The sequence below is a fragment of the Hymenobacter tibetensis genome (assembly GCF_022827545.1).
GTDB lineage: Bacteria > Bacteroidota > Bacteroidia > Cytophagales > Hymenobacteraceae > Hymenobacter > Hymenobacter tibetensis.
The window spans coordinates 4,534,310-4,557,352 of record NZ_CP094669.1 but is presented as its reverse complement, the minus strand read 5'-3'; the positions used below and the strand labels follow the sequence as shown (position 1 = coordinate 4,557,352).

Genomic DNA, 23,043 nt, shown 5'->3' with positions numbered 1-23,043 from the left:
TTGGCTGCAAATTTTGGCTGGTAGAGGCGCAAGCCATTGAAAGTCAGTTTTAAATTTTTTACTGTTTGTTGGTGCTGTTGCCGCCCAAGGCGCGTTTCAGAGCACGGTTGAATAGGAAATACAGCCCGAACAAGGATATAGCCACTAAGGCAATAACGAGTAGTTTGCCGGCCGTGCCTGTATCAGGGTCTTTGAGCAAAGCGAAAACATCCTGCGCTTTGGTACCAAGCCAGTAAAAAAACAAGCTACGGGGCAGCATGCCCACCACGGAGGCCAGCAAAAAGCGGCGACGATCCACCCGCATGACGGCCAGCACGAACGTCATGAGGGCGAAAGGGAGCACCGGCGAAATGCGTGTCAGAATGATAAGTTGCCAGCTATCCTGCTTCAGTTCCCGCATGACGGCGTCGGCTTTAGGGAAATGGTGCAGAAACTGCAACATCTTACCGTGGTCGAGGGAGGCTGCTACTTGGTATCCGGCCAGCGAAGCCAGCGCGTAGGCCAGCACCATGCCCGGTAGGCCAGCCCACCCCAGGTAAAAGCCCGTAACCAGGGCCACAAAGGTGGTAGGAGTAATGGCAAAGGCCATTGTGAAGGCAATAATGCCGAAGTAGACCAAGCTTTGGCCGAGCGTGAGATGCTCTAATAAGGCTTGGTTGCGGTATAACATGTAGCTGAGCGTAGAGCTACCCAACACGGGCAGTGCGACCAGCAAAAACATGGAGAGCAGGGTGGAAGCGTTCTTTTGGAAAAGCTCGCGGAGAAAAGCCATAGGCAATACAAAACAATCGGGCCGGCGTTGTGGAGCCGGCCCGAAGGTAAGAACGTAAGAATGGTGCTTAAGGCTACGCTTCCGGCTCTTGCTCCGGAGTCGGGCCACCAGCTAGAGCAGGCTCCTCCGTAGTTTTAGCTCCGAAGAAGCGCCGGATAGCCGTCCAGGCGGTAGCAAGCAACGCAATACCGATTTTCCAGAATTTCAAGATTATAGCGAAAAAGCCAATTTTGGCCAGCACCTTGCCTGCTACCAGCCCGCCAATGCCGTAGGCCGCTACTTCGTCTAGCTCGGGGTTGAAGTCGGCGTACTGCAAGCCTTTCGTGAACGTGACACTTTTGATAACTGCTGGAATGGTGCCGCGCACTTCTGCCAACTGGCCCATGGAGCCCACGGCGTTCAGGTTGAGCACTCCTTTGCGGCCTAGCAGGCGCACATTGTAGTTGAGCGTGTTCTCAGTGGCTTCCCCAAACTTCAGCACTTTGGCCCAGTGCAGCACGTTCAGGCTTTTGTCGTAGTAGGGCTTGGCGGCCCAGCCTACCAGCGTAACGGGCTCGTAGCCGGCTTCAGCACGTTCCGTGTTGGTTTCCTCGGTATCGGCTTGCATGTCTTTGAGCAAGTCGTCGTAGTCGATGTCTTCGGCGTCGTCTTTTACGTAGCCCATCTGTTCGTATTCCACCACAAACGCCCAACTGCCCTCATCGAGGGGGCCTTTGTTGGCTGGAAACAGCATGCCCAGCGACTCACCATTGGGGTTGCCCCAGAATTTGGTGAGTACCTGGGTGCTTTGTGCGGCATCAAGGTAGCGGAAGCCGGTAGGCACGGTAATGGCGCCCACGCCTTCTGGCAGCGTGACGCGGCCGGTTGCGTAGTGCAACGTGGCCTGCATAGAGTCTACTACGGCTTTATAACGAGCGATAGAGTCGGTGGGCGTGACGGCTGCGAAACCAGCAACTGGCACCCACGCCAATGAGAGGAGAAGTAATAGTTTTTTCAAGTAGATAAAGGAAGAAGTGAAAATAAGATTTTACCGGCAAGATAGAAGTATGGAGTGGGAGTGTGAGTATGGCCGATAGCGTTGCCGAAAATAAAATAGGAGGGTAATGGGCCATTCGCTTGCGGCGTGTGTTGTAGCAGGCACGTGGGAAAGATTTCAACCTTTCTACCTTTGCCGCTCCACCCTCCTAGTATTTAAGATTCCAAGACCCTTCTCATGAAATTCGGAACCAAAGCCATTCATGCCGGCGTGCACCCAGACCCCGAAACGGGGGCTATCATGACGCCTATCTACCAGACCTCGACGTATGTGCAACGCTCGCCCGGCGACCACAAAGGCTACGAGTACTCACGCACCCACAACCCTACCCGCACGCAGCTCCAGAACGCCGTGGCCGCGCTGGAAAACGGAAAGCACGGCCTCGCTTTCGCTTCCGGTATGGCGGCTATTGATGCTATTATCAAGCTGCTACAACCCGGCGACGAAGTAATCAGCACCAACGATTTGTACGGCGGTTCTTACCGCATTTTCACCAAGGTGTTCGCCAACTACGGCATCAAGTTTCACTTCGTGCCGATGCACGATATGGCAGCCGTAGAGGCTGTTGTGACGGAGCGAACCAGGCTGATTTGGGTGGAAACGCCTACCAATCCGCTGCTCAACGTCATTGATATTGCTGCCGCTTCGGCCGTGGCCAAGAAGGCGGGGGCGCTGTTGGTAGTTGATAACACCTTCTCTACGCCCTACCTGCAAACTCCCCTAGACCTGGGAGCTGATATGGTGATGCACTCCCTAACCAAGTACATGGGCGGCCACTCCGACGTAGTGATGGGTGCCGTAGTGGTGCAAGACGACGAACTGCACGAACGGTTGCGCTTCCTGCAAAACGCCTGCGGCGGTACTCCTGGCCCACAAGACTGCTTCTTGGTGCTGCGCGGCCTCAAAACGTTGCACATTCGGATGCAGCGCCACTGCGAAAACGGCCGCGCCGTAGCCGAATACCTCAAAGCCCACCCCAAAGTGGAAAAAGTGTTCTGGCCTGGTTTCCCTGACCATCCCAACCATGAAGCGGCGGCCCGCCAGATGCGCGACTTTGGTGGTATGATTTCCTTCGTACTAAAAGGCGACCAAAAAGAAGATGCCGTGGCTGTGCTCGAAAAGCTGCAACTCTTCACGCTAGCTGAAAGCCTCGGGGGTGTGGAAAGCCTGTCTGGGCATCCTGCTACTATGACGCACGCCAGTATTCCGGCCGAGGAGCGCCGCAAAGCCGGTCTCTCCGACTCGCTGATCCGCTTGAGCGTGGGCATCGAGGATATCGAGGATTTGCTTGAGGATCTGAAGCAGGCTATTGGCTAGTCAAGTGCGGCGCGAAACTGAAAGTAGCAGGAGGCTGTAATGCAACCTTTTACAAGAGCGGGCTCTCCTTCAGGAGAGCCCGCTCTTGTGTCTGGCCAGTTATGTCCTCTCTTTATGAAAAAAACTATACTAGTTCCACTGCTGCTGGGTCTGGCAGGACCTGTCGCTGCGCAGCACACAGAATATAACGGCCGGGCTGGCCTTGGGCTATTTCGGTTTAGTGGCCAGGGCGCGGCCTCTGTTTCCACCATCAGCTATTACAACGACTATTTAAGTACGGGTCCTAATGGCTTCGCATCTAATTCGTATGGCCGGGAAGTAGGTACAGGATTCATGGTAGGAGGGCGCATGCAGCACGTTGGCTCACACAATGGACTGTTTGCTTTGGACATAGGCTATGACCGGATGCGCAGCCAGGCAGCAGTCAACCAAGTGGATTACTCTTCTAGCCTGTTTAGTTCGTTTAGAAGCTGGTATCCAGCTGACGGTACCATTGCCATAATCACCCAAAATCTGACGGCATTCCTAGGAGCAGGGCATCGATTTCAGGTGGGAACGGTGAACCTAGACCTGCTAGCTGGGCCGGAGGCGGCGTATGTCTTCGGTGTGAAACAGAAGGGAAGCGGCAGCTTTGAGTACAACAACGGCACCTCTTGGAAAATCAATCAAAGTGAAGTTATTCGGAGCCGGGGCGACGTTCGTTTGCACGCGGAGGTAACGGCTTGGTACGAGAAAATTGGTGTAACGGCGGGCTATTCATACGGCCTGATCAATTATCAAGGCGGCCTGTATGGGAGTGATGCAGCTGTTTACTCCCGGACGTTGCGCTTGGGCATGACTTACCGGGTGCGGTAGAGACTAGCGCTTTCGTACCTGGCAAGAATGGCCCATACGTTGTTGGGACTTTGCCAATCTGAGCGGCCCGACGCGGCGTATATGCGGCTTCTGAACCTGATAGCCTTTCCTGCATGCGCGCACTCCACTTGTATTTGGTGATGGTGCTGTGGAGTATCGTTAGCTGCACTAAAGCAGCCGATGATCCACAGCCGGTAGTAATGCCGCCGGCCGGCCCCACCGCTCCGGCCTCCACAATTAGTTTCCTATCGCTCGGTGATTCTTATACCATAGGCGAAGGTGCGGGCGCAACGGAGCGGTGGAGTGTGCAGCTAGCACAGTTGGCAAAATCAGAGGGCCTAGCTACCCCCGACATCATTGCCCGTACTGGCTGGACCACTGCTGATTTGCAGGCCGCCATTCGGTCGGCCAACAACTCGAAAACCTACGACCTGGTGTCCTTGCTGATTGGAGTAAACAACCAGTTTCGGGGGCAGCCAGTGGCTACTTACCGAATGGAGTTTCGGCAACTACTTGAAACCGCCGTTCAATTTGCGGCGGGCCGGCCGGGGCGGGTGGTTGTGTTGTCTATTCCGGACTGGGGCCGCTCGCCATTTGGGCAAGGCTACGACCAAGCTCGAGTCAGCCAGCAAATCAACCAGTTCAACGCCGTGGCGCAGGAGGAATGCCGGCAGTTGGGCATTGCCTTTGTTGACATCACCGAAATCACCCGTTCGGCCAGTGATGACAACACGCAGTTCACTCCCGACCGGCTTCATTACTCGGGTAAGCACATGCAGCAGTGGGCCACGCAGGCGCTGCCCGTGGTGCGCACCTTGCTGAAATAGGGTAAACAACGTGGGGCAATTAAAGTAAATAAGCCAGTAAAGCGTGTAGGAGGATAGTAGTAGCAACGACATCCATGAAAACTCCTTCCCGCTTCGACGGCAAAAAATACTTAAACACCATTCCCACCACTATGTCCATGGACTATGGACGTATGCTGCGCCGGCAATTGCTCGGGCGAGAGGAGCGAGTGCCACGCCAGGCGTTGGGTCCCTTCACAACCAATGCCGCCGACTTAGCCGAACCTGTGCCAGCGGAAGCGTTGCGCGTGACGTGGTTTGGCCATTCAAGTACGCTCTTGGAGCTTGACGGCAAACGCTTCCTCACCGACCCGGTGTGGCGGTTGCGCGCTTCGCCAGTGGCAGTGGGCCCCAAACGATTTTTTGCTCCCACCCTTCCGCTCGAACAACTGCCTGCTTTAGACGGCGTGCTGCTGTCGCACGACCATTACGACCACCTCGACAAAGATGCTATTCGGATGCTGGCCCGTACGGGGGTGCCGTTTTTCTGTCCGTTGGGGGTAGGAGGGCACCTGCGCCGGTGGGGAGTACCGGCAACACAGATTCATGAGCTGGACTGGTGGCAGGAAATCGGGGTGGGCTCTACGCATACTGTGGTGGCCACGCCCGCCCGGCACTTCTCGGGCCGGGGCCTCACGCGCGACACCACCCTGTGGGCTTCGTGGTGCGTGATAGGACCCAAACACCGCGCTTTCTTTGGAGGAGACTCTGGCCCTTTCGAGTCGGGTTTCCGCGAAATTGGGGACGCTTACGGTTCCTTTAATTTAGTGATGCTGGAAATCGGGGCGTACGACGAGCAATGGGAAGCAATTCATATGGGGCCTGCTGAGGCACTGGTGGCGCACCGTGCGCTAGGCGGCGGCCCGCTGTTGCCCTTGCATTGGGCTACTTTCAACCTCGCCTTCCATAGTTGGCAAGAGCCAGCCGACCACTTAGTGGCTGCCGCGCAGCCCGATGTGCCGTTGCTACTGCCGGCTCCTGGCCAGCGCATAGATGTGGCTATGGGGCCCCTGACGGGCTATTGGTGGCGCTGATGTGCAACGTAGCGTCAGGCGCTACGCGGTATGGATGGAAAGTGCGGGTGGTGTGTAAGACACTGTAAATCAAGATGAAGTAGGCGTGGAGACTTGGTTTCTGCAAGTAGCTTCAGCAATAAAACTTCCGAGCTAGATCAACAAGCGTAGGAAGTATTAAAATGCTGTGGTTATATTAGACAGATTCCTGTTCTGTGCAATAGAGTGAGCAGAGGCAATAGAGCTGTTGACTGATTCCGTTGCGCGCACGTTCCATTCTTCCTTCACCGTTTTACTGCCGTTCGTATGAGCAAAAAATTACTCCTATTCTTAGGGTTTTTTCTGTGCACAGTAGTGCCACTAGTAGCCCAGACTATCAGGGTAACCGGCCGGGTAACCGGCACCAGCGGGGCCCAGCCCGGCGTGACCGTGCTCCAGCAAGGTACCACCAATGGCACCTCCACCGATGCCGAAGGCCGCTACCGAATTGAGGTGCCTGGTACCGCTACCTTGGTGTTTTCCGCTGTTGGATCGGCCAGCCAGCAAGTGCCCGTAAATGGGCGTACCACCCTTGACGTGCGCCTCACGGATGCTGCTACCGACCTGAACGAAGTGGTGGTCACCGGTTCCCGGGCCACCGAAGGCCGCTCCAACATTCTGACCACTTCTCCGGTCGATGTTATTTCGGCCCGCGAAATCAAGGCCTTCGCCCAAACCGATGTGGCGCAGATCATGACCTATGTGGCGCCGTCATTTCAGTCGTCTCGGCAGGCTATTTCGGATGGCACCGACCACGTAGACCCCGCTTCGTTGCGCGGCCTTGGCCCCGACCAAGTGCTGGTGCTAGTGAATGGCAAGCGTCGGCACAGCTCCGCGCTGGTCAACATCAACGGTACGGTTGGCCGGGGCTCCGTCGGCACCGACCTGAACGTGATTCCCAACGCTTCTATCAAGCGCATAGAAGTGCTGCGCGACGGAGCAGCGGCCCAATACGGTTCTGACGCCATTGCGGGCGTTATCAACATCCAACTCAAAGACGACACCACCGGCATTCAGGCCACCAGCACGGTGGGCGAAACCTACGAAGGCGACGGCCGCCTCTACCAAGCTGATGCCAACGTGGGTATTGGCTTGGCGGGGCGGGGATATGTGGACTTAAGCGGCCAGTTCAGCAACCGAGGCTACACCAATCGGTCTGGCGTGGATACGGCTCCACTCATCTATTTGGGCGGCAATAGCGGCAACTTCCCCGGTGGTACTGCCGCTGATACCGAAGCCAAACGCCGCGCATTAAAAGCCGAAGACGATATACTGGTGGCACAGAACGGCTACAACCGCCGCAACTTACGTCTCGGGCAGTCGGAGTCGCGCAATATTGGGGGCTTCCTGAATGCGGGCTACACCTTTTTGCCGAGTATTGGGCTGGAAGCCTACGTGACGGGTGGCGCCACCCACCGCACGGGCAAAGCCGCCGGATTCTACCGGCTGCCCAACCAAGTGACGCAAGTTGATTTGAACCTCTATCCGAATGGCTTCCTGCCGTTCATCAACACCACCATCAACGACCAGTCTATACTAGCTGGTTTGCGGGCTACGGTGGCCGGATTCGACGTTGATTTAAGCAATACCTTCGGCCGCAACGAGATTCGCTTCGACATCAGCAACACGCTCAACGCGTCGTTGGTAGGGTATACGCCCACTACTTTCTACGCCGGCACTATTGCCTTTCGGCAGAATACCACCAACCTAAGCTTCTCGCGCCGTTTCACCGATGTGGCGGCGTTGAGCACACTGAACGTGGCCTTCGGGGGAGAATACCGCAACGATAACTACCAGATAGAAGCTGGCGACCCAGGCTCCTACATTTACGGTGGCCGCCGCGTGAACGTGACGCCTACTTCCACCGGGACGCCAGCTGCCGCCGGGGCGCAGGTGTTTCCGGGGTACCAGCCCTCCGATGAAGTGAACCGTTCGCGCAACAACGTGGCCGGCTACATCGACCTGGAAAGCGACCTAACCGAGAAGCTGCTGGTAGGCATAGCCGGCCGAGCAGAGCGCTACAGCGACTTTGGCTCCAACGTCAGCGGTAAAGTCTCGGGGCGCTACAGCATCCTGGAGCAGCTGGCCGTGCGTGGTACTTTCGGCAACGGCTTCCGGGCTCCTTCGCTTCAGCAGCGCTATTTCACCAACACCAGTACGCAATTTGTGCAAGGCAATGCGCAGCAAGTGCTTACCGTGAACAACGATAATCCTATCGTGCGCAACACCTTCAACGCAACCGGGGCGGGCCAACAAGGCTTTGGTATTCCAGCGCTAAAGCAAGAAAAATCGGTGAACTATAGCTTGGGCGTGACAGCCCGCGCCCTGGAAAGCCTGACCCTGACCGTGGACGCCTACCAAATTGATATCGACGACCGGATTGTATTGTCGTCGCAGTTTAGCCGCACCAACCCCACAGTTGCCACCATTCTGGGCACGTTGCCCGTGAGCCAGGTGCAATTCTTTGCTAACGCTGTAGATACGCGCACCCGCGGGGTTGATATTGTTGCCAACCAGCGGTTACCCCTCGGCGAAGGCCGACTCGGCTTGACGGTAGCTGCCAACTTCAACAAAACCACCGTGCAGCGGGTCCGCAGCTCTTCCACCATCGACAACGACCCCACCGTGGGTGCCACCAACCTACAGAACACTCTGTTCGACCGGCAGCAACGCGGGCGTTTGGAAACAGCGCAGCCCCGCAGCAAAATCAACCTGACCGCCAACTACTCGAAGGGTATCTTCGGAGTGGAAGTACGGACCGTGCAGTTTGGCAAGGTGCAATACAAAGACGCTCGCCTCGGCAGCCCCGATGGCAACCCCAACTTCTTGTACTCGTCCATCGACCAGACCTTCCGGGCTAAATGGGTAACCGACCTGACCGTTAGTGTACAGCTACTCAAGGAGATTGGGCTTACGGTTGGCGCCAACAATATCTTCAACGTGTATCCCGACAAGTTCAAGGTAAACCCCCGCAACGACCCCAACAACTTCTCGGTTGATCCACTCCTGAACTACAACTCCAGCCTCGACAACACCAACCGCGGCCGGACCATCTACAACCCCAACCAGTTTGGCTACAACGGCGGCTTCTACTTCGCGCGCCTTAGCGTAACGCTGCCCACTACCAAGTAGAGGATAGTTTTCATGGCAACAGAAAAGGCTGGCTCCCTGTGGGAGCCAGCCTTTTCTGTTGCGGCCAGTGCGCTACCTAGGAAATGCAGGTGGAACACCTATCGAGCTTACTGACGAAGCAGTCGGCAGACGTAGCCGCCGTCGGCTGGCCGAGCGAAGTAGGTGCCTGGCGCTACATCAGTACTCGGAAGCCATTCCACGCTGCCATCAGAGCGGCTTTTGAGCGTCGTAACTAAGCGGCCTAGGTTGTCGGTAATGGTTACGGGCTGTACTGCCGCGGTAGGTAGCTTGAACTGTACCCGGTCGTGGAAGGGTAGGGGGTATGCTGATAGCACTTGCGGGCGGCCACCCTGCGTGGCCAAGGTTCGGTTGGATACCAAAAACGTGAGGGTTCGTACCTCGAAGCCGCTTTGCAGGCAATTATTGTCGGCGACCGTCACGGCAACGGTGTATCGGCCAAGTGGAAGGGTGGCTGGTACTTGCCAGGTAAGCACTCCTTGGTTGGTGCCTTGCGCTTGAAAGGAAGCACCCGGAACAACTGCCGCTACGTCACTGCTGAGTTGTAGGGCCTGGCCGGCATCGGGGTCGGTAGCCGTAAGGGTCAAGGATACCGATTGACCGGGCCGCACCACAACGGCTTGCTCAACGGGCTGCGGTGCGGCACCTGCCATCTGCAAACTGCTGATGGTAGGATTCCGGTTGGTGCCAGGGTTACGCACTCCGTAAGGAACGTCACGGGTTACTTGCCCAATTAGGATCCATATGCCATTAAGGCGGCGATATTCATCTATTTGTACGGGTGCTGAATAGTCGCCAACCTGTGCTAGTGGTGTTGTAAGCAGTTCACCGGTGGTAGCATTCAAGTTATAATAAGGAACAGCCACACCATTAACTGCCTGAAACGACAAAACCGGAAAAGCTATGCTGAATTGACCAGCCGGATAAGACACCAGTTGTCCTGTAATTGGGTCTTGAAATTGCCCTGCCGGATAAGTGGCATATTGGATGGGTGTGCCACAGGCTGCTGGTGCTGTAAACGACCCAGTAGTCGGTTGTGCTGCCCGGTACACCAACGAGTCGCCATCAGGCTCGAACGCACTGAAGCTGTGTCGGTACGGCTGATTGGCAGGTAAGGTATACGGTAATGTGAAGGAGGTGAACTTAGGGGATGAGTTTTGCAAGCCATTGGAATTGTCTAGGAAAGCACTGAGTTGCGCAGCGTTGCCCATTGGATTCGTCAGATTACTGCTGAAAACACGATTCTCCAAGAGCGTGCTGAGTTTCCATTGGCCTGGTGGTAGCGTGACTACCGTTTCATATTCTCCTATCACATACAGGTCAGTGTTGGCGCAACCCAATCGTCGAGAAGTAAGCCTAGAGCGGTTAACAAGCACAGAAAAACTGCCCGGAGTTGTTGCCGAACACCCATTCATAACACAGTTTAGTACGATATTATTCTGATCCGGTACAAGGCCTCCAGGGGAGCGGGCGTAGATTCGGGTAAGAACTTGATACTGCGACGCCGAGCCGTTGATGTAGGTGTAAGACAACTCGCCTCCCATAACATGAGAGGCGTCAGCCGTACACCAGGCCCCCAACCACAGAGCTACGGCAAGCAATAAACGGAGTGAGTAAGAGGTAGGCATAAGCTTGCGTAGTAAATAAAGTGAACGAACCCATGATGGCGTATTAAAGAGTAAGGCCAACCGTAAAAGGTTGGCCTTAAGAATAATAAATGAAAATATAGAAAATTTATACTGGATGCCAGCCTCTTATTTGCCAGCTGCAGGAGTAGCGGAATTGCTATCCAGAATTTTGAACAGCTCGTTGAGCTTAGGTGTCAGAATGATTTCCGTGCGGCGGTTCAGGGCCTTATTGGCGGGTGTGTCGTTGGTAGCAACAGGCAGGTATTGGGAGCGGCCGGAGGCGGTGACGCGGGCGGCCGGAATGCCACCAGTAGTTAGTAAGCGGGCAATTTCAGTGGCCCGGAGTACACTTAAGTCCCAATTGTCTTGCATAGCGGCCGTGGGGCGGCTGAAGGGTACGTTATCGGTGTGGCCTTCCACCACCACGTTCACATCAGGTTGCGCCTTGAGGGCAGCAGCCAATTGCTTGAGGGCCTCCTGGCCTTTGGGGTCAACTTTGGTGGAACCTGTCTTGAAAAGGAGCTGCTCAGAAAGGGACACATATACTTTGCCATCCTTCATGCGCACCTGCAAATCGGTGCCCTGGAAGCCGCGCAGGGCATTGGCTACGCTGGCCCGGAGGTCGTTTACGGCTTTGTCTTTCTCGGCTAAGGCTTTCTCCAGCTCGGCCAAGCGTGCTTCACGGGTCTGCAGGTCGGCGTTCAGCTTGTCGATGGCCACTTTGTTTTTCTTGAGCGAGGTGTCTAGCTCACCTAGCTCCGCTTCGCGACGGGCCAGGTCCTGCGCTACTTTGTTATAGTCCGACGATTTGTTGGCGAGTTCCCGGTCGCTGTTTTTGAGCAGCTTGTCGTAGCTGTCGGTAAGCTGATTGTAGAGCTGACGGGTGCGGCGGAGGGCGTTGCCAGTCTGAGTGGAATCTTCGGTAAGACGCTTATTGCTGAGGCGCATCTCGTTTAGCTCATCGGTGGTCTTTTTCAATTCAGCCACGGCTAGGCGTTGCTGGCGCTCGGCATCGGCTTTGCTTTGCTCAGTGGAAGCGTAGCGGGCTTTCAGGTCGTCGTAGCGCTTGGAAGGCACGCAGCCGGGCAGCAGCGTAGCAGCCGTCAGGGACAGGGCGAGTAGGCCAGTAGAATAATTTTTCACAGAAAAGCGAAAGGTGAAAATCGAAGTTAGCTAAGAGGCGTACACGAGGTAATACCCCAGCGCAAGGTACTCAGTGGCTGGTTGATGTTGCAAAACAGCCCGACAATCAGTGGATTTTCAGGTTATATTTGGTCTTGCTCTTGTCGGGGTTGGGAGCTCCTTCCTCTACCTGCTTGGCGTATCATCACTTATCGGCAACTCAGATGCCAACACTTCGCCCTTGTCAGCTCGCATTCTTCCGCCACAAGCGTAGCAATGCCCGAGGCCACATAAGCGCATACCTTGAACAAGTCGATTACCTTAGCATAACAGTAGCACACATAGTAACAGGTATCGAGTCGGGTAGATAGATACTGCTGATTAGTTCCTGCATCTTTGTCGCCCCAAGTTCAGCGCCTCGCACCCAAGGCGCACGACCCCTGATTTGTCTCAATACAAAGTACCCAATACTTAATACCCAAAAATGTCTTGGTTTAAGCGCGTAGAAAAAGGCATTGTCACGCCAACGGAAGAAAAGAAAGAGACACCCGACGGCTTGTGGCACAAGTGCCCCGAGTGTAAAACGGTTGCCACCATGGCCGAGCACAAGCGCCTGCTCTCCACCTGTGGCAACTGCAACCACCACGAGCGGATTGACGCCGCCGAATATTTCGAGTTTCTCTTCGATGGAGGGCAGTTCAAGGAGTTGGATGAAACAATGCACTCCGCCGATCCGCTTCACTTCGTGGACACTAAGGCGTATCCGCAACGCCTGACGGCCACTGAAAAGGTGACGGGTCTGACCGATGCCGTTCGTACAGCCCATGGGCAGCTCAACGGTCTCGAATTGGTGGTGGCTGCCATGGATTTCCGCTTTATTGGCGGCTCGATGGGCTCAGTGGTAGGCGAAAAAATTGCCCGTGCCATTGATTACGCCCGGCAGCACCGCCTCCCATTCCTGATGATTTCGCGCTCTGGTGGAGCCCGAATGATGGAAGCTGGTTTCTCCTTGATGCAGATGGCCAAAACCTCGGCTAAGCTGGCCCTGCTTTCGGAAGCTGGGTTGCCTTATATTTCTCTGCTCACCGATCCAACTACGGGCGGCGTTACCGCGTCGTTTGCTATGCTCGGGGACTTCAATATTGCCGAGCCCGGTGCCCTCATTGGGTTTGCTGGTCCTCGCGTTATCAAAGAGACAATTGGTAAGGACTTGCCCAAAGGCTTCCAAAGCGCCGAATTTGTAATGGAGCACGGTTTCCTTGACTTCATTGTAGACCGCAAAGAGCTCAAAGCGCGCCTCACAGATCTGCTCACGATGCTACGGCCAACGGAAGTTGCTACCAAGGCGTCAGCAAAATCGGCGCAGCAAGTTTAAAAGTCGGCACGCTTCTTGAAAAAGCCCGTTCGACGCGCAACGTTGCGCGTCGGGCGGGCTTTTTTATGGGCTAGGTCTGGTACACCACAATGCACCTGCTTCTAGCTCTAAGCAGCCAATCCGCTACGTACAGCGAACATTTTTCCGGCATTTTCAGTAAGCACGCTCGACACTCTCCCTATCCACCAAATTCACTTCTCTTCATTTCGATGAACACTCCCAAATCACTTCTGTCTTTGTTTATGGCGCTTACGTTGCTGCTCGGCTCGTGCGCTACCACCAAACGCAACCCCAACATTCCAGACGCGCCAACTGGCAACGGTAGCGGTCCGCGCAACACAGGCATGAGCAAAACTGCTAAGGGTGGCTTGCTAGGTGCCGGCGGTGGCGCCGTAGTAGGTGGCGTGTTAGGCCGCGTGATTGGTGGCAAATCGGGCACAGCAGCTGGCGCTATCATTGGTGCTGCTGTTGGTGGTTCGGGCGGTGCCCTGATTGGTCGCAAAATGGACAAGCAGGCGGAAGAATTGCAGCGCGACATGCAGAACGCCAAAGTGGAGCGCGTAGGCGAAGGCATCAAAATCACCTTCGACTCGGGTATCCTCTTCGACACCAACAGCTCCACCCTACGGGCTGCTTCGCAGTCGGAAATCCAGAAAATGGCGGCCGTACTGCAAAAGTATCCTGACACCAACGTACTGGTGGAAGGCCACACGGATGCCAGCGGTTCCGATGCCATCAACAACCCTCTCTCGCAGCGTCGGGCTCAAGCTGTTTCCGACTTCACCGTTCAGCAGGGCGTAGACGCTTCACGCATCACCACCCAAGGCTATGGTTCTTCGCAGCCGATTGCCGACAACACTACTGAAGCTGGCAAGCAGGCCAACCGTCGCGTAGAAATTGCCATCTATGCCAACGAAAAAATGAAGAAAGCTGCCGAAGCCAACAAGCTGTAAGCTTATCTCGCTAGTAGCAAAAAGACCGCACGGTATGTGCGGTCTTTTTTGTTTGTGGATACTTCTATTAAATCCTTTGCTTGTCTGTTCTTCACTTCATGCATGCGTGTGTTCCAGAAGCGGCTGTCTGCACACACGGAGATAGGGAAGTGCTTTGGCTAAGCTTGAACAAGTAGTGAAAAGTATTGCTGCTTTTGATACAAAGAATATTGAGAGGGCGGTGTTCTATAGCAATAGTATATGTTAAAAAAATATAATTGCATTATGCTGTAATAATATAATACTCATCCATTTTGGAATTAATTATTTATCTGTTCGATTTCAAGAAAATAAATTATTAATAGAAGGTAGAGAGCCTAAAGGAGTTAGGTGCCTGTCTACACAAAACAGCTACTGCGGCGTCTTAAAAGCCCTTTTTCTTGTTTTTCGGTCTTTTCAATGTTTTTGGCAAGATGGTTGCAAAGGGAATACTCATTAGCCTGATGCTTCGTTGTAGGTATTATCTTCGGGCCAGTTTAAGTCTCATTACATTTACCGTTCTCATTTTACAAAGCCGAAACCCTTAACTTTTTTTATCATGAAAAGCTTTCGTTCCTTTTTTCTGTTGCTGCTTGCTCTCCTTACGGTAGGCACTAGTGCCGTGCAAGCTCAAACTACCACTACCACTGAGAAGAAGCCTTGGAGCAAAACAGCTAAAGGCGGCATTATCGGAGGCTTAGGTGGTGCTGCTGCTGGTGGCGTACTAGGCCGCGTGATTGGCGGCAAGAACAGCACGGCTAAAGGTGCCATCATTGGTGCTGCTGTGGGTGGTGCTGGTGGCGCTTTGATTGGCCGCCGGATGGACAAGCAAGCTGCTGAGTTGAAACAAGAAATGGCCGGCGCCAAAGTAGAGCGTGTAGGCGAAGGCATTAAAATCACCTTCGACTCGGGTCTGCTGTTCGCTAAGAACTCGGCTGCCCTAACTTCTGCCGCTCAGGAGAACATCAAGGAGTTGGCTCAGACGCTGATTAAGTACGGCGACACCAACGTTATTGTAGAAGGCCACACCGACAACACCGGTACCGATGCTATCAACGATCCGCTGTCGCAGCGTCGTGCACAGGCAGTAGCCAACTACACGCAGCAGCAGGGCGTAGACGCTTCGCGCTTCACTGTAACAGGCTACGGCTCCAAGCAGCCAATTGCTGACAACACCACCGAAGCTGGCCGCGTTGCCAACCGTCGTGTAGAAGTTGCCATCTTCGCCAACGAGAAGCTGAAGAAGGCTGCCGAGAAGGGCACCATCTAAGCTTAACAGTACCCAGTGAACGAGTAGCCAACGGCGCTCTGTTCCTAATAATACGCTACGGCCCCGCTACCTATTTCGGTGGCGGGGCCGTACTGTTTACTACGAATCGTTCCTTATCCATCGACGTAGATTGTAGATATGCCCACCACGTATGCTGCCGCCCCTGCCGAAAAAACTTGGCAGGATCATCTGATTCTAAACACGTTCTTCGACCCTCTGACGCTGGAGCAACCACGCCGCACACCTATGCGCGAGCTGATTTCCACCATCCTGTCGCACCGTACCACCCATGCCGATGAAGAACTGGCCTACGACCGGATGCTGGAAGCCTTCGGCGACTGGGCTGGGGTAGTAGCAGCTTCCACCCCTGATCTGGCTCATGCCATCAGAACCACCCGCTGGCCTGACACGCAGGCGCCGCGCATCCAAGAGGTGTTGCGCCGCATCCAGGCCCAGACCGGAGGAGAGTTTCACCTAGATTTCCTAACTGACTGGACGGCCGAGCAGGGAATGAAATGGCTGACCGACATGCCCGGCATCGGGTTGAAGACTGCCTCCTTGGTACTGCTTTTCAATTTTCACAAGCCGGTGCTGCCTGTTGATACGCACGTCCACCGTATCGCGCAGCGTGTGGGTATGATAAGCCCAAAAGCATCTGCCGATAAAGCGCACCAGGTGTTATTGGAGCAACTGCCAAAGGACCCGCTGGTGCTGCTCAACTTCCACAAGCACAACTATTGGCATGGCCAGCGAATTTGCCTGTTCGCTAAGCCTGATTGCGCCAAATGTCCGTTAAAAGGGTTTTGCAATTACTATCTAGAGCACTACGGCCCTGCAACCGAGGAAGCAATGGCCGCCACTCCCACCAAGTGGGATAAGGCCTGGGGCACGCTGCCTCACTAGGCCAAGGCTAAGGAAGTTTTTGAATGCGAATACTCGTTATTTCGATCAGCAAGTAAACAAGATGGTAATGGTGCGCAAGCACTCATCTCACCCAGTGCGCGCTGTGTAGCTGCCTGCTACTTTTACAGGCGTACCTTTGCCCACCTATGCGCCTCGTTCGTCATCCAGTTCTGTGCAATTACTACGTCACGTATCGGTGTAATGCGCGCTGTTCGTTTTGCGACATTTGGGAAAAGCCGTCACCTTACATTCAGCTCGAAGACGTTGAACGCAACTTGCGTGACTTGAAGCGGCTAGGGGTGTCCGTGGTGGATTTTACGGGAGGCGAGCCACTGTTACATCGCCAGATTCATGAGTTTGTGGGGTTGGCTCACGACATGGGTTTCATTACAACCCTCACCACCAACTGTTTGCTTTATCCCAAGTATGCAGAGAAGCTACGAGGCAAAGTGGATATGCTGCATTTTTCCCTGGACGCGTCGGAGAAGGAAGTGCACGATCGGGGCAGAGGTGTAGCATGCTACGATTTTGTGCTGGAAAGCATCCGAGTGGCGCGCGAGCTAGGAGAGAGGCCGGATATCTTGTTCACCGTCTTTCGCGAAAATCTGTCTGACTTAGAAGCCGTGTACCGTGACATCGCGCAGCCCAACAAGCTGATGTTGATTCTCAATCCTGCCTTTGAATACAACAGCGTTGCTACTGGAGAACAGCTTACGGCCGATGAGCTGGATTACCTTTCCGCTTTCGGTCGGCGAAAAGGGGTATACCTCAACGAAGCGTTCATTGAGCTTCGCCGCGACGGGGGCAACCATGTGGCGGCGCCTGTGTGTAGAGCCGCCAGTACCACATTGGTTATCTCGCCCTCCAACGAGTTGGTGCTGCCTTGCTACCATTTAGGAGAGCAGAAATTCAGCATCAACGGCGACTTATTTACTCTCTACCAATCTGCTGCGGTGCAGGGCCTTGCCGCGCTGGAAGGGCGGTTGCCACAGTGCGAAGGCTGCACTATCAATTGTTACATGCAGCCGAGCTTTGCCGTGGAAACCAGCAAGTACTTCTGGCAGGCCCTTCCGAGCACGTTGAAGTACAGCCTCACGAAAGGAACCTGGAAGCGGATGTTGACGCGGTAAGGCAGCGAGAAGCAGTGGTTTTTGCTGTTTTGTCTGCACAACTTGCGTGATCTGTATGGTCCAAATTCTTTTAGCACTCCAGCTTCTCGTATGCCAGCTCTCATCTTACCAATCAAGGGTGTTCTGCCCCAGCTAGGCCCCAATTGCTACGTTGCTGACAATGCCACTATCATCGGCGACGTGGTATTAGGGCAAGACTGCACGGTGTGGTTCAATGCCGTTATTCGGGGCGACGTACACCGCATCCGTATCGGCGACCGTACCAATATTCAGGATGGCGCGGTTCTGCACTGTACCTATCAGAAGGCTGCCCTTACTATTGGTTCGCGCGTAAGTATTGGGCACAAAGCCATTGCTCACGGCTGCACCATCGAAGATGACGTGCTGATTGGTATGGGAGCCATTGTAATGGACCATGCCGTGGTGGGAACTGGATGCATCATTGCGGCCGGCGCCGTAGTACTTGAAAACACCCAGTGCGAGCCTGGCTACCTCTACGCTGGTATTCCGGCCCGGCGCATCAAGCCCGTAACCGATGAGCAACGCGCCAACTTGGCCCGTACTGCCGACAACTACGTGCTGTACGCAAGCTGGCTGAAAGAGGAATGATTTATGCGTCAAGTATTAAATAGCGTAAATAATAAATGTATATGTTTGTGACAGAGCTACGAGCCACGTTGGGTGAACCTGGTGTGCTGGCGCGTAGCTTCTTTTCTCTCCCTTTATTTATATTTTTCTTATGAAAAGAGTTTACACCTACTTATCGGTAGCTGTTCTGGCTTCAGCTTCGCTGTCTTCGTGCAGCCGCTCTAACTATGCTTTTCAGCCATCTGCATCATCCTACCATAAAACGGTGGTTGGTACGCAAGTAGCTGTTGAGCCTACCACCGCTGCCAACTCATCCACCACTCTAACTGCTTCCGCAGAAGCTGCTCCGGTTGCATCCAAGCGCTCTGTAGTGGAAGTAGCTACCAACCGCACAGCTACGGCAAAGGCACTTGTAGAAAAGGCAACCACTCCGCTAGCAGTTTCGGCTAGTGCTACTACCAAAGCAGAGCACAAGGCAATCAAGAAAGCTGCCAAAGAAGCTCGTAAGGTTGCTGAGGTGGCAGCTGAGGGCAAGAGCCAACTGACCGCCGTGCTTCTATCGTTCTTTTTGGGAGGCCTCGGCGTTGACCGTTTCTACTTGGGCTACACTGGCTTAGGTATACTTAAATTAATTACACTCGGTGGCTTGGGTATTTGGGCACTGATTGACTTTATCCGAATTCTAATTGGTGACTTGAAGCCGAAGGGCGGAGAATACGCGAAGAAATTAGGCGACTAAGTTTGTGTTGCTTGCCATTAAAAGGGACATAAAAGAAGGGCTTTCCTTTAGGAAAGCCCTTCTTTTATGTCCCTTTGGTGAATTTGAGTTTATAGACTCAGTGCTTCGTTGGCTTCTTCTTCGCGCTCGGCGTCTGATGTTACGCGGAGCTGTACCAATTCTACGGAGCGACGGGAGCGTTTCAGAACCCGGAACTCGTAGCTGTCGAGTACGGCTACGTCGCCGACCTCCGGAATATTACCGTAGATGACATTGAGTAAGCCGCCTACTGTTTCGTAATCGTCGCCCTCGGGGAGAGGGTAGGGGAGGTACTCGTTGGCGTCCGGAATAGCAGTGGAAGTGTTAACGCGGTATTCGGTTTCCGAAACCTTCTCCACCACGGGCACCTCATTGTCGTACTCGTCCTGGATTTCGCCTACTAGCTCCTCCATAATGTCCTCGATGGTGACAATGCCGGAAACTCCGCCGAATTCGTCGCTCACGATGGCCATGTGCATGTGCTTGCGCTGAAACTGCCGCAGCAAGCGGTTGATCTTCTTGGTCTCAGGCACGAAGTAAGCAGGGCGCATGATCTTGGAGAGCACCATGGGCTCGTTGCGCCGGATGATTTGCAGCAAGTCTTTCACATAAAGCACACCCACAATGTTGTCGATGTTGCCTTCGTAAACGGGAATCCGCGAGAAACCCTCGTTGTACACGATTTCTAGGATACCATCTTGCGGTGTGTTTACATCAATGGCCGAAAGCTTGGTCCGAGGTACCATGATTTGCTTCACCATCCGGTCGTTGAACTCGAACACGTTTTCAATCATCTCGTGCTCCGAGTCCTGAATTTCACCGCTTTGCTTGCTCTGATCCAACAACAACCGAATTTCTTCGGCCGAGTGGGCCTCGGGGCCGTGCGTCACTTCGCCGCCTACCATCCGCGCCACCATATTGGAAAGCGTATTCAGCAACCAGATAAAGGGCTTGGTAATCCAGGCAAAGGCAAACAGCGGAACGGCAACCGCAATGGTGGTGTTTTCAGGTTTCTGAATAGCCAACACTTTGGGAGCCTGTTCGCCCAGCACGATGTGCAGCACCGTGATGATAGAGAAAGAGGTAACCAGCGAAATCTGGTGGACGGCCGTGGTGGAGAGAGTGATATGGAAATTGTCGATAACGGCCATTACCACTTCCGCCACTACGCTTTCCCCTATCCAACCCAAGGCCAGCGAGGCTAGGGTAATGCCTAGCTGAGTTGCCGATAAGTAAAAGTTCAGATCGTGCAACATACGCTGCACTAATTTAGCTAAGCGGTTGCCGCCCTGCGCTTTTATGTCGATTTGCGAAGAGCGAACCTTCACGAAGGCAAACTCTGCTGCCACAAAAAACCCGTTCACGAATACTAGGAGAACGGTAAGAAATATATTTAAAGCCATAGATCCGGGGGTCGGGCTCACGCGGCCCAGCTCCCTTGGTATTACAAAAGTACGGGATTCCGCCCAAGCGGTTCCGGTAGAGTTGTAGTTGTAGAGGGCTGATAAGAAATGTAGCTGCCAAAAAACCCCCAAACTCGTATGGCTGTTGCGCTTTCTACCGACCTTTGTTGTTCTGACGTTTTTCGCTGCTTTTTATTTTCCGATGACTTTCCTCAAGACTATTCTGCTGGGTCTGCTGCTCGTGCTCGTCACGGCGGCCGGGGCTACGGCCCAAATACTGAAGCCTACCACGCTTTCCACGGCGCTCAGCCAGACCACAGCAAAAGCAGGTGAGGAAGTGGACCTCATCGTCAATGCCCGCATCGACGATACCTGGCACCTCTACGCCACCGACTTCGACCCCGACCTGGGGCCCACGGCTTTCACATTTAACTTCACCAAAAGTCCCGCTTACGAACTCGTAGGACAACCAAAATCCATCAACTCGAAAAAGAAATTCGACGAGACGTGGAAAGGGGACATCACCTACTTCGATAAGACCGGCCAGATACGGCAACGCATTCGAGTGTTGCAGCCTGGGCCCCTCACCGTAGAAGTGGACGTGCAATACCAAACCTGCACCGACATCGACGGCCGCTGCATCCCTGGCGACGAAACGCTCAAATTCGGCCCCCTCATCGTGACGGGAACCGCCGTTCCCGCTAGCACTCCCAACAAAGCCAGCAAACCCGGTGCTCCTACTGGGGCAGTAGCCGCTCCTGCTTCGCCTTCCACTGCTGCCACTGCTCCTGCTGCTCCTTCCGTAGCCGCTTCCACTGATACTGCAACCGCTGCCCATTCCTCTACTGAAGCTACTGCTGCTACTGCTACCGCAGCTTCCGCTGTGCCTGCTCCTCACGCTGTAGAAACGGACCCTAGCAAAGGCGGTTTGTTGGCTTTTGCATTCGGCGCGTTCCTGTTTGGACTAGGCGCACTAATTACCCCGTGCGTGTTTCCGTTGATTCCCATGACTGTCTCGTTTTTCACGAGCGGCAATGATAGTCGGCAGCGTGGCATTTTGAAAGCCGTTGTGTATGGCCTCAGCATCATTGTGATTTATGTGCTGGTAGGTGTGGTAGTAGCGGCCTTGCTGGGCGAAGACGGTCCGAACCTTATAGCGACACATTGGCTGCCCAACCTGATTTTTTTCGTGGTATTTGTGGTGTTTGGGCTTTCCTTTCTGGGCCTCTTTGAAATCACGCTGCCGCATGGTGTAGTCAATAAGATTGATGCCCAAGCCGACAAAGGTGGCTGGGGGGGCGTGTTCTTTATGGCCCTCACGTTGGTGGTAGTGTCGTTCTCCTGTACAGGCCCTATCGTAGCTAGTATTCTAGGCTTAGCTTCGCGTGGAGAAAGAATTACCCCAGTCGTTGGCATGCTGGGCTTCTCCATGGCCTTTGCGTTGCCATTCACGCTGTTCGCTATTTTTCCAGCTTGGTTGAAAAGCTTGCCTCGCTCGGGTGGCTGGCTGAACACCGTGAAAGTGGTGCTTGGCTTTGTGGAACTGATGCTGGCGCTGAAATTCCTTAGCATGGTTGACTTAGCCTACCACTGGAACTTGCTCCCCCGCGACATTTATTTGGTGCTCTGGATTGCGCTGTCTGGTTTGCTAGGGCTATACCTGCTGGGCCGCTTTAAGCTCTCGCATGACTCCGACTTAGCGCACCTCAGCGTAGGTCGGCTGCTAATGGCTGTGCTGGCTTTCAGCTTCATGACGTACTTAATTCCGGGCCTATTTGGCGCCCCACTGCCGCTGCTGGCGGGTTACTTGCCCCCACAAACCAGCCGCGACTTCACCCTAGCTTCTCCTGCTGCCCCTGCAACCACCGCCGCTACCACCGCCAATGCGCTCTGCGAAGCACCTCGTTACAGTGAGTTCTTGGAGCTTCCCCATGGGTTGCAGGGTTTCTTTGATTTAGAGCAAGCACAGCGTTGCGCTCGTGCCTTAAACAAGCCCATCTTCATCGATTTCACGGGTCATGCTTGCGTGAACTGCCGCAAGATGGAAGCTACTGTGTGGAGTAATCCGCAAGTGCTGAAGCGCCTGCGCGAAGACTACGTGGTTGTAGCACTCTACGTGGACGATAAAACCGATCTGCCAGCTTCCGAGCACTACGTTTCCCGCCACGACGGCAAGCAAAAAACCACGCTGGGCAAGAAAAATGCCGACCTTCAGCTAACAGGCTTCAATGTAAATGCGCAGCCCTTCTACGTGTTGCTCAACCCCACCTCTCCCGCTGATTTGCAGCATACGCTAACCGCCCCCGTCGCCTACGAGCCCGATGCAGAAGCATTCGTTCGGTTTCTGGATGCCGGCTTGGCTAGTTACCGGCAGCAAACGCAACCAGTCGCAACACGATAGGTGCTGAGGGGTATGGCTACCAGGATGGTAAAGCGCCGCTTTAGGTGGTTGCCTCACTCACCAGTTGAAGCTGTACTGCAGTCGAAACTTACTGGAAGTAGTGGGATTTGCAGTACTCTAGTCGTTCTCAAACGGAAGAGCCCAGCTTGCAACAATTGCTGCTAGCTGGGCTCTTTGTTGGAATTTAACGTAGGGTTGACCAGAAGATTTGCATTTCTTTGCAGCCGATTCCAGGTAAAGGTGTCTGTATGGGAGACCTAAACGCTTGGAATTGGGCGAACCTACAGCAAACAAAAAGGCGACACCCACCCAGATGCCGCCCCTTGAAAAGGAACGCACCCACCCAGATACGTCCCGGTTTTCCCTCCTCACAATAATCTACCCAGTCGCTGTAGAAGAAGGATTCGAACCTCCACGGTGTAGTTAGCCGGCCGCCGGACCAGTTTTTCCCGAATCACCACCCCCGAG

General features: G+C 54.3%; 18 protein-coding genes. 13 read left to right on the top strand and 5 right to left on the bottom strand.

Features of this window, described 5'->3' with window-relative positions; translation table 11 throughout:
* Positions 1-58 precede the first annotated feature (58 nt).
* Together MTX78_RS18255 and MTX78_RS18250 are read right to left on the bottom strand one after the other, a co-directional pair.
* Positions 59-772: a TVP38/TMEM64 family protein gene (locus tag MTX78_RS18255; protein ID WP_243797227.1), complete on the bottom strand. Its 714-nt coding sequence runs from the start codon at positions 770-772 to the stop codon at positions 59-61.
* 73 nt (positions 773-845) lie between these two features.
* Positions 846-1,769 (bottom strand): DUF2167 domain-containing protein, encoded by a 924-nt coding sequence (locus MTX78_RS18250; protein WP_243797225.1) that lies wholly within the window; start codon positions 1,767-1,769, stop codon positions 846-848.
* A gap of 216 nt (positions 1,770-1,985) precedes the next feature.
* On the opposite strand from MTX78_RS18250, the gene MTX78_RS18245 reads away from it, so the two are divergent.
* From MTX78_RS18245 to MTX78_RS18225, 5 genes are all read left to right on the top strand, one after another.
* Complete coding sequence (locus MTX78_RS18245) at positions 1,986-3,125, top strand: cystathionine gamma-synthase (protein WP_243797224.1); 1,140 nt, start codon at positions 1,986-1,988, stop codon at positions 3,123-3,125.
* 114 nt (positions 3,126-3,239) lie between these two features.
* Positions 3,240-3,980, top strand: a complete 741-nt coding sequence (locus MTX78_RS18240; protein ID WP_243797222.1) for a hypothetical protein — start codon at positions 3,240-3,242, stop codon at positions 3,978-3,980.
* 113 nt (positions 3,981-4,093) lie between these two features.
* Entirely contained in the window at positions 4,094-4,807 is a 714-nt protein-coding gene (locus MTX78_RS18235) for an SGNH/GDSL hydrolase family protein (RefSeq protein ID WP_243797221.1), read from the top strand.
* Positions 4,808-4,881: 74 nt separating this feature from the next.
* A complete protein-coding gene (locus MTX78_RS18230; RefSeq protein WP_243797219.1) occupies positions 4,882-5,859 on the top strand; it encodes an MBL fold metallo-hydrolase in 978 nt (325 codons plus the stop codon).
* 285 nt (positions 5,860-6,144) lie between these two features.
* Positions 6,145-9,009 (top strand): TonB-dependent receptor, encoded by a 2,865-nt coding sequence (locus tag MTX78_RS18225; RefSeq protein WP_243797218.1) that lies wholly within the window; start codon positions 6,145-6,147, stop codon positions 9,007-9,009.
* Between the two features lie 107 nt (positions 9,010-9,116).
* Here MTX78_RS18225 and MTX78_RS18220 read toward each other — a convergent pair whose 3' ends face one another.
* Both MTX78_RS18220 and MTX78_RS18215 read right to left on the bottom strand, forming a co-directional pair.
* Entirely contained in the window at positions 9,117-10,277 is a 1,161-nt protein-coding gene (locus tag MTX78_RS18220) for a hypothetical protein (RefSeq protein ID WP_243797216.1), read from the bottom strand.
* A gap of 504 nt (positions 10,278-10,781) precedes the next feature.
* Positions 10,782-11,798 (bottom strand): OmpA family protein, encoded by a 1,017-nt coding sequence (locus MTX78_RS18215; protein WP_243797214.1) that lies wholly within the window; start codon positions 11,796-11,798, stop codon positions 10,782-10,784.
* A 463-nt stretch (positions 11,799-12,261) separates the two neighbouring features.
* Here MTX78_RS18215 and accD point away from each other — a divergent pair, with 463 nt between their 5' ends.
* From accD to MTX78_RS18180, 7 genes are all read left to right on the top strand, one after another.
* On the top strand, positions 12,262-13,152 hold the full coding sequence (accD, locus tag MTX78_RS18210; protein ID WP_243797212.1) for an acetyl-CoA carboxylase, carboxyltransferase subunit beta: 891 nt from the start codon (positions 12,262-12,264) through the stop codon (positions 13,150-13,152).
* 209 nt (positions 13,153-13,361) lie between these two features.
* Positions 13,362-14,105: an OmpA family protein gene (locus MTX78_RS18205; RefSeq protein ID WP_243797210.1), complete on the top strand. Its 744-nt coding sequence runs from the start codon at positions 13,362-13,364 to the stop codon at positions 14,103-14,105.
* Between the two features lie 577 nt (positions 14,106-14,682).
* A complete protein-coding gene (locus tag MTX78_RS18200; RefSeq protein WP_243797208.1) occupies positions 14,683-15,393 on the top strand; it encodes an OmpA family protein in 711 nt (236 codons plus the stop codon).
* A gap of 138 nt (positions 15,394-15,531) precedes the next feature.
* Entirely contained in the window at positions 15,532-16,296 is a 765-nt protein-coding gene (locus MTX78_RS18195) for an endonuclease III domain-containing protein (protein ID WP_243797207.1), read from the top strand.
* Between the two features lie 146 nt (positions 16,297-16,442).
* Entirely contained in the window at positions 16,443-17,426 is a 984-nt protein-coding gene (locus tag MTX78_RS18190; protein WP_243797205.1) for a radical SAM protein, read from the top strand.
* Between the two features lie 90 nt (positions 17,427-17,516).
* Positions 17,517-18,035 carry a gamma carbonic anhydrase family protein gene (locus tag MTX78_RS18185; protein WP_243797204.1) on the top strand — a complete coding sequence of 173 codons (519 nt, stop codon included), beginning with the start codon at positions 17,517-17,519 and terminating at the stop codon, positions 18,033-18,035.
* A 130-nt stretch (positions 18,036-18,165) separates the two neighbouring features.
* Positions 18,166-18,753: a TM2 domain-containing protein gene (locus MTX78_RS18180; protein ID WP_243797202.1), complete on the top strand. Its 588-nt coding sequence runs from the start codon at positions 18,166-18,168 to the stop codon at positions 18,751-18,753.
* An 89-nt stretch (positions 18,754-18,842) separates the two neighbouring features.
* On the opposite strand, the gene MTX78_RS18175 is transcribed toward MTX78_RS18180, so the two are convergent.
* Entirely contained in the window at positions 18,843-20,174 is a 1,332-nt protein-coding gene (locus MTX78_RS18175; RefSeq protein ID WP_243797200.1) for a hemolysin family protein, read from the bottom strand.
* 202 nt (positions 20,175-20,376) lie between these two features.
* On the opposite strand from MTX78_RS18175, the gene MTX78_RS18170 reads away from it, so the two are divergent.
* On the top strand, positions 20,377-22,575 hold the full coding sequence (locus MTX78_RS18170; RefSeq protein WP_243797198.1) for a protein-disulfide reductase DsbD family protein: 2,199 nt from the start codon (positions 20,377-20,379) through the stop codon (positions 22,573-22,575).
* The last annotated feature ends 468 nt before the right edge of the window (positions 22,576-23,043 follow it).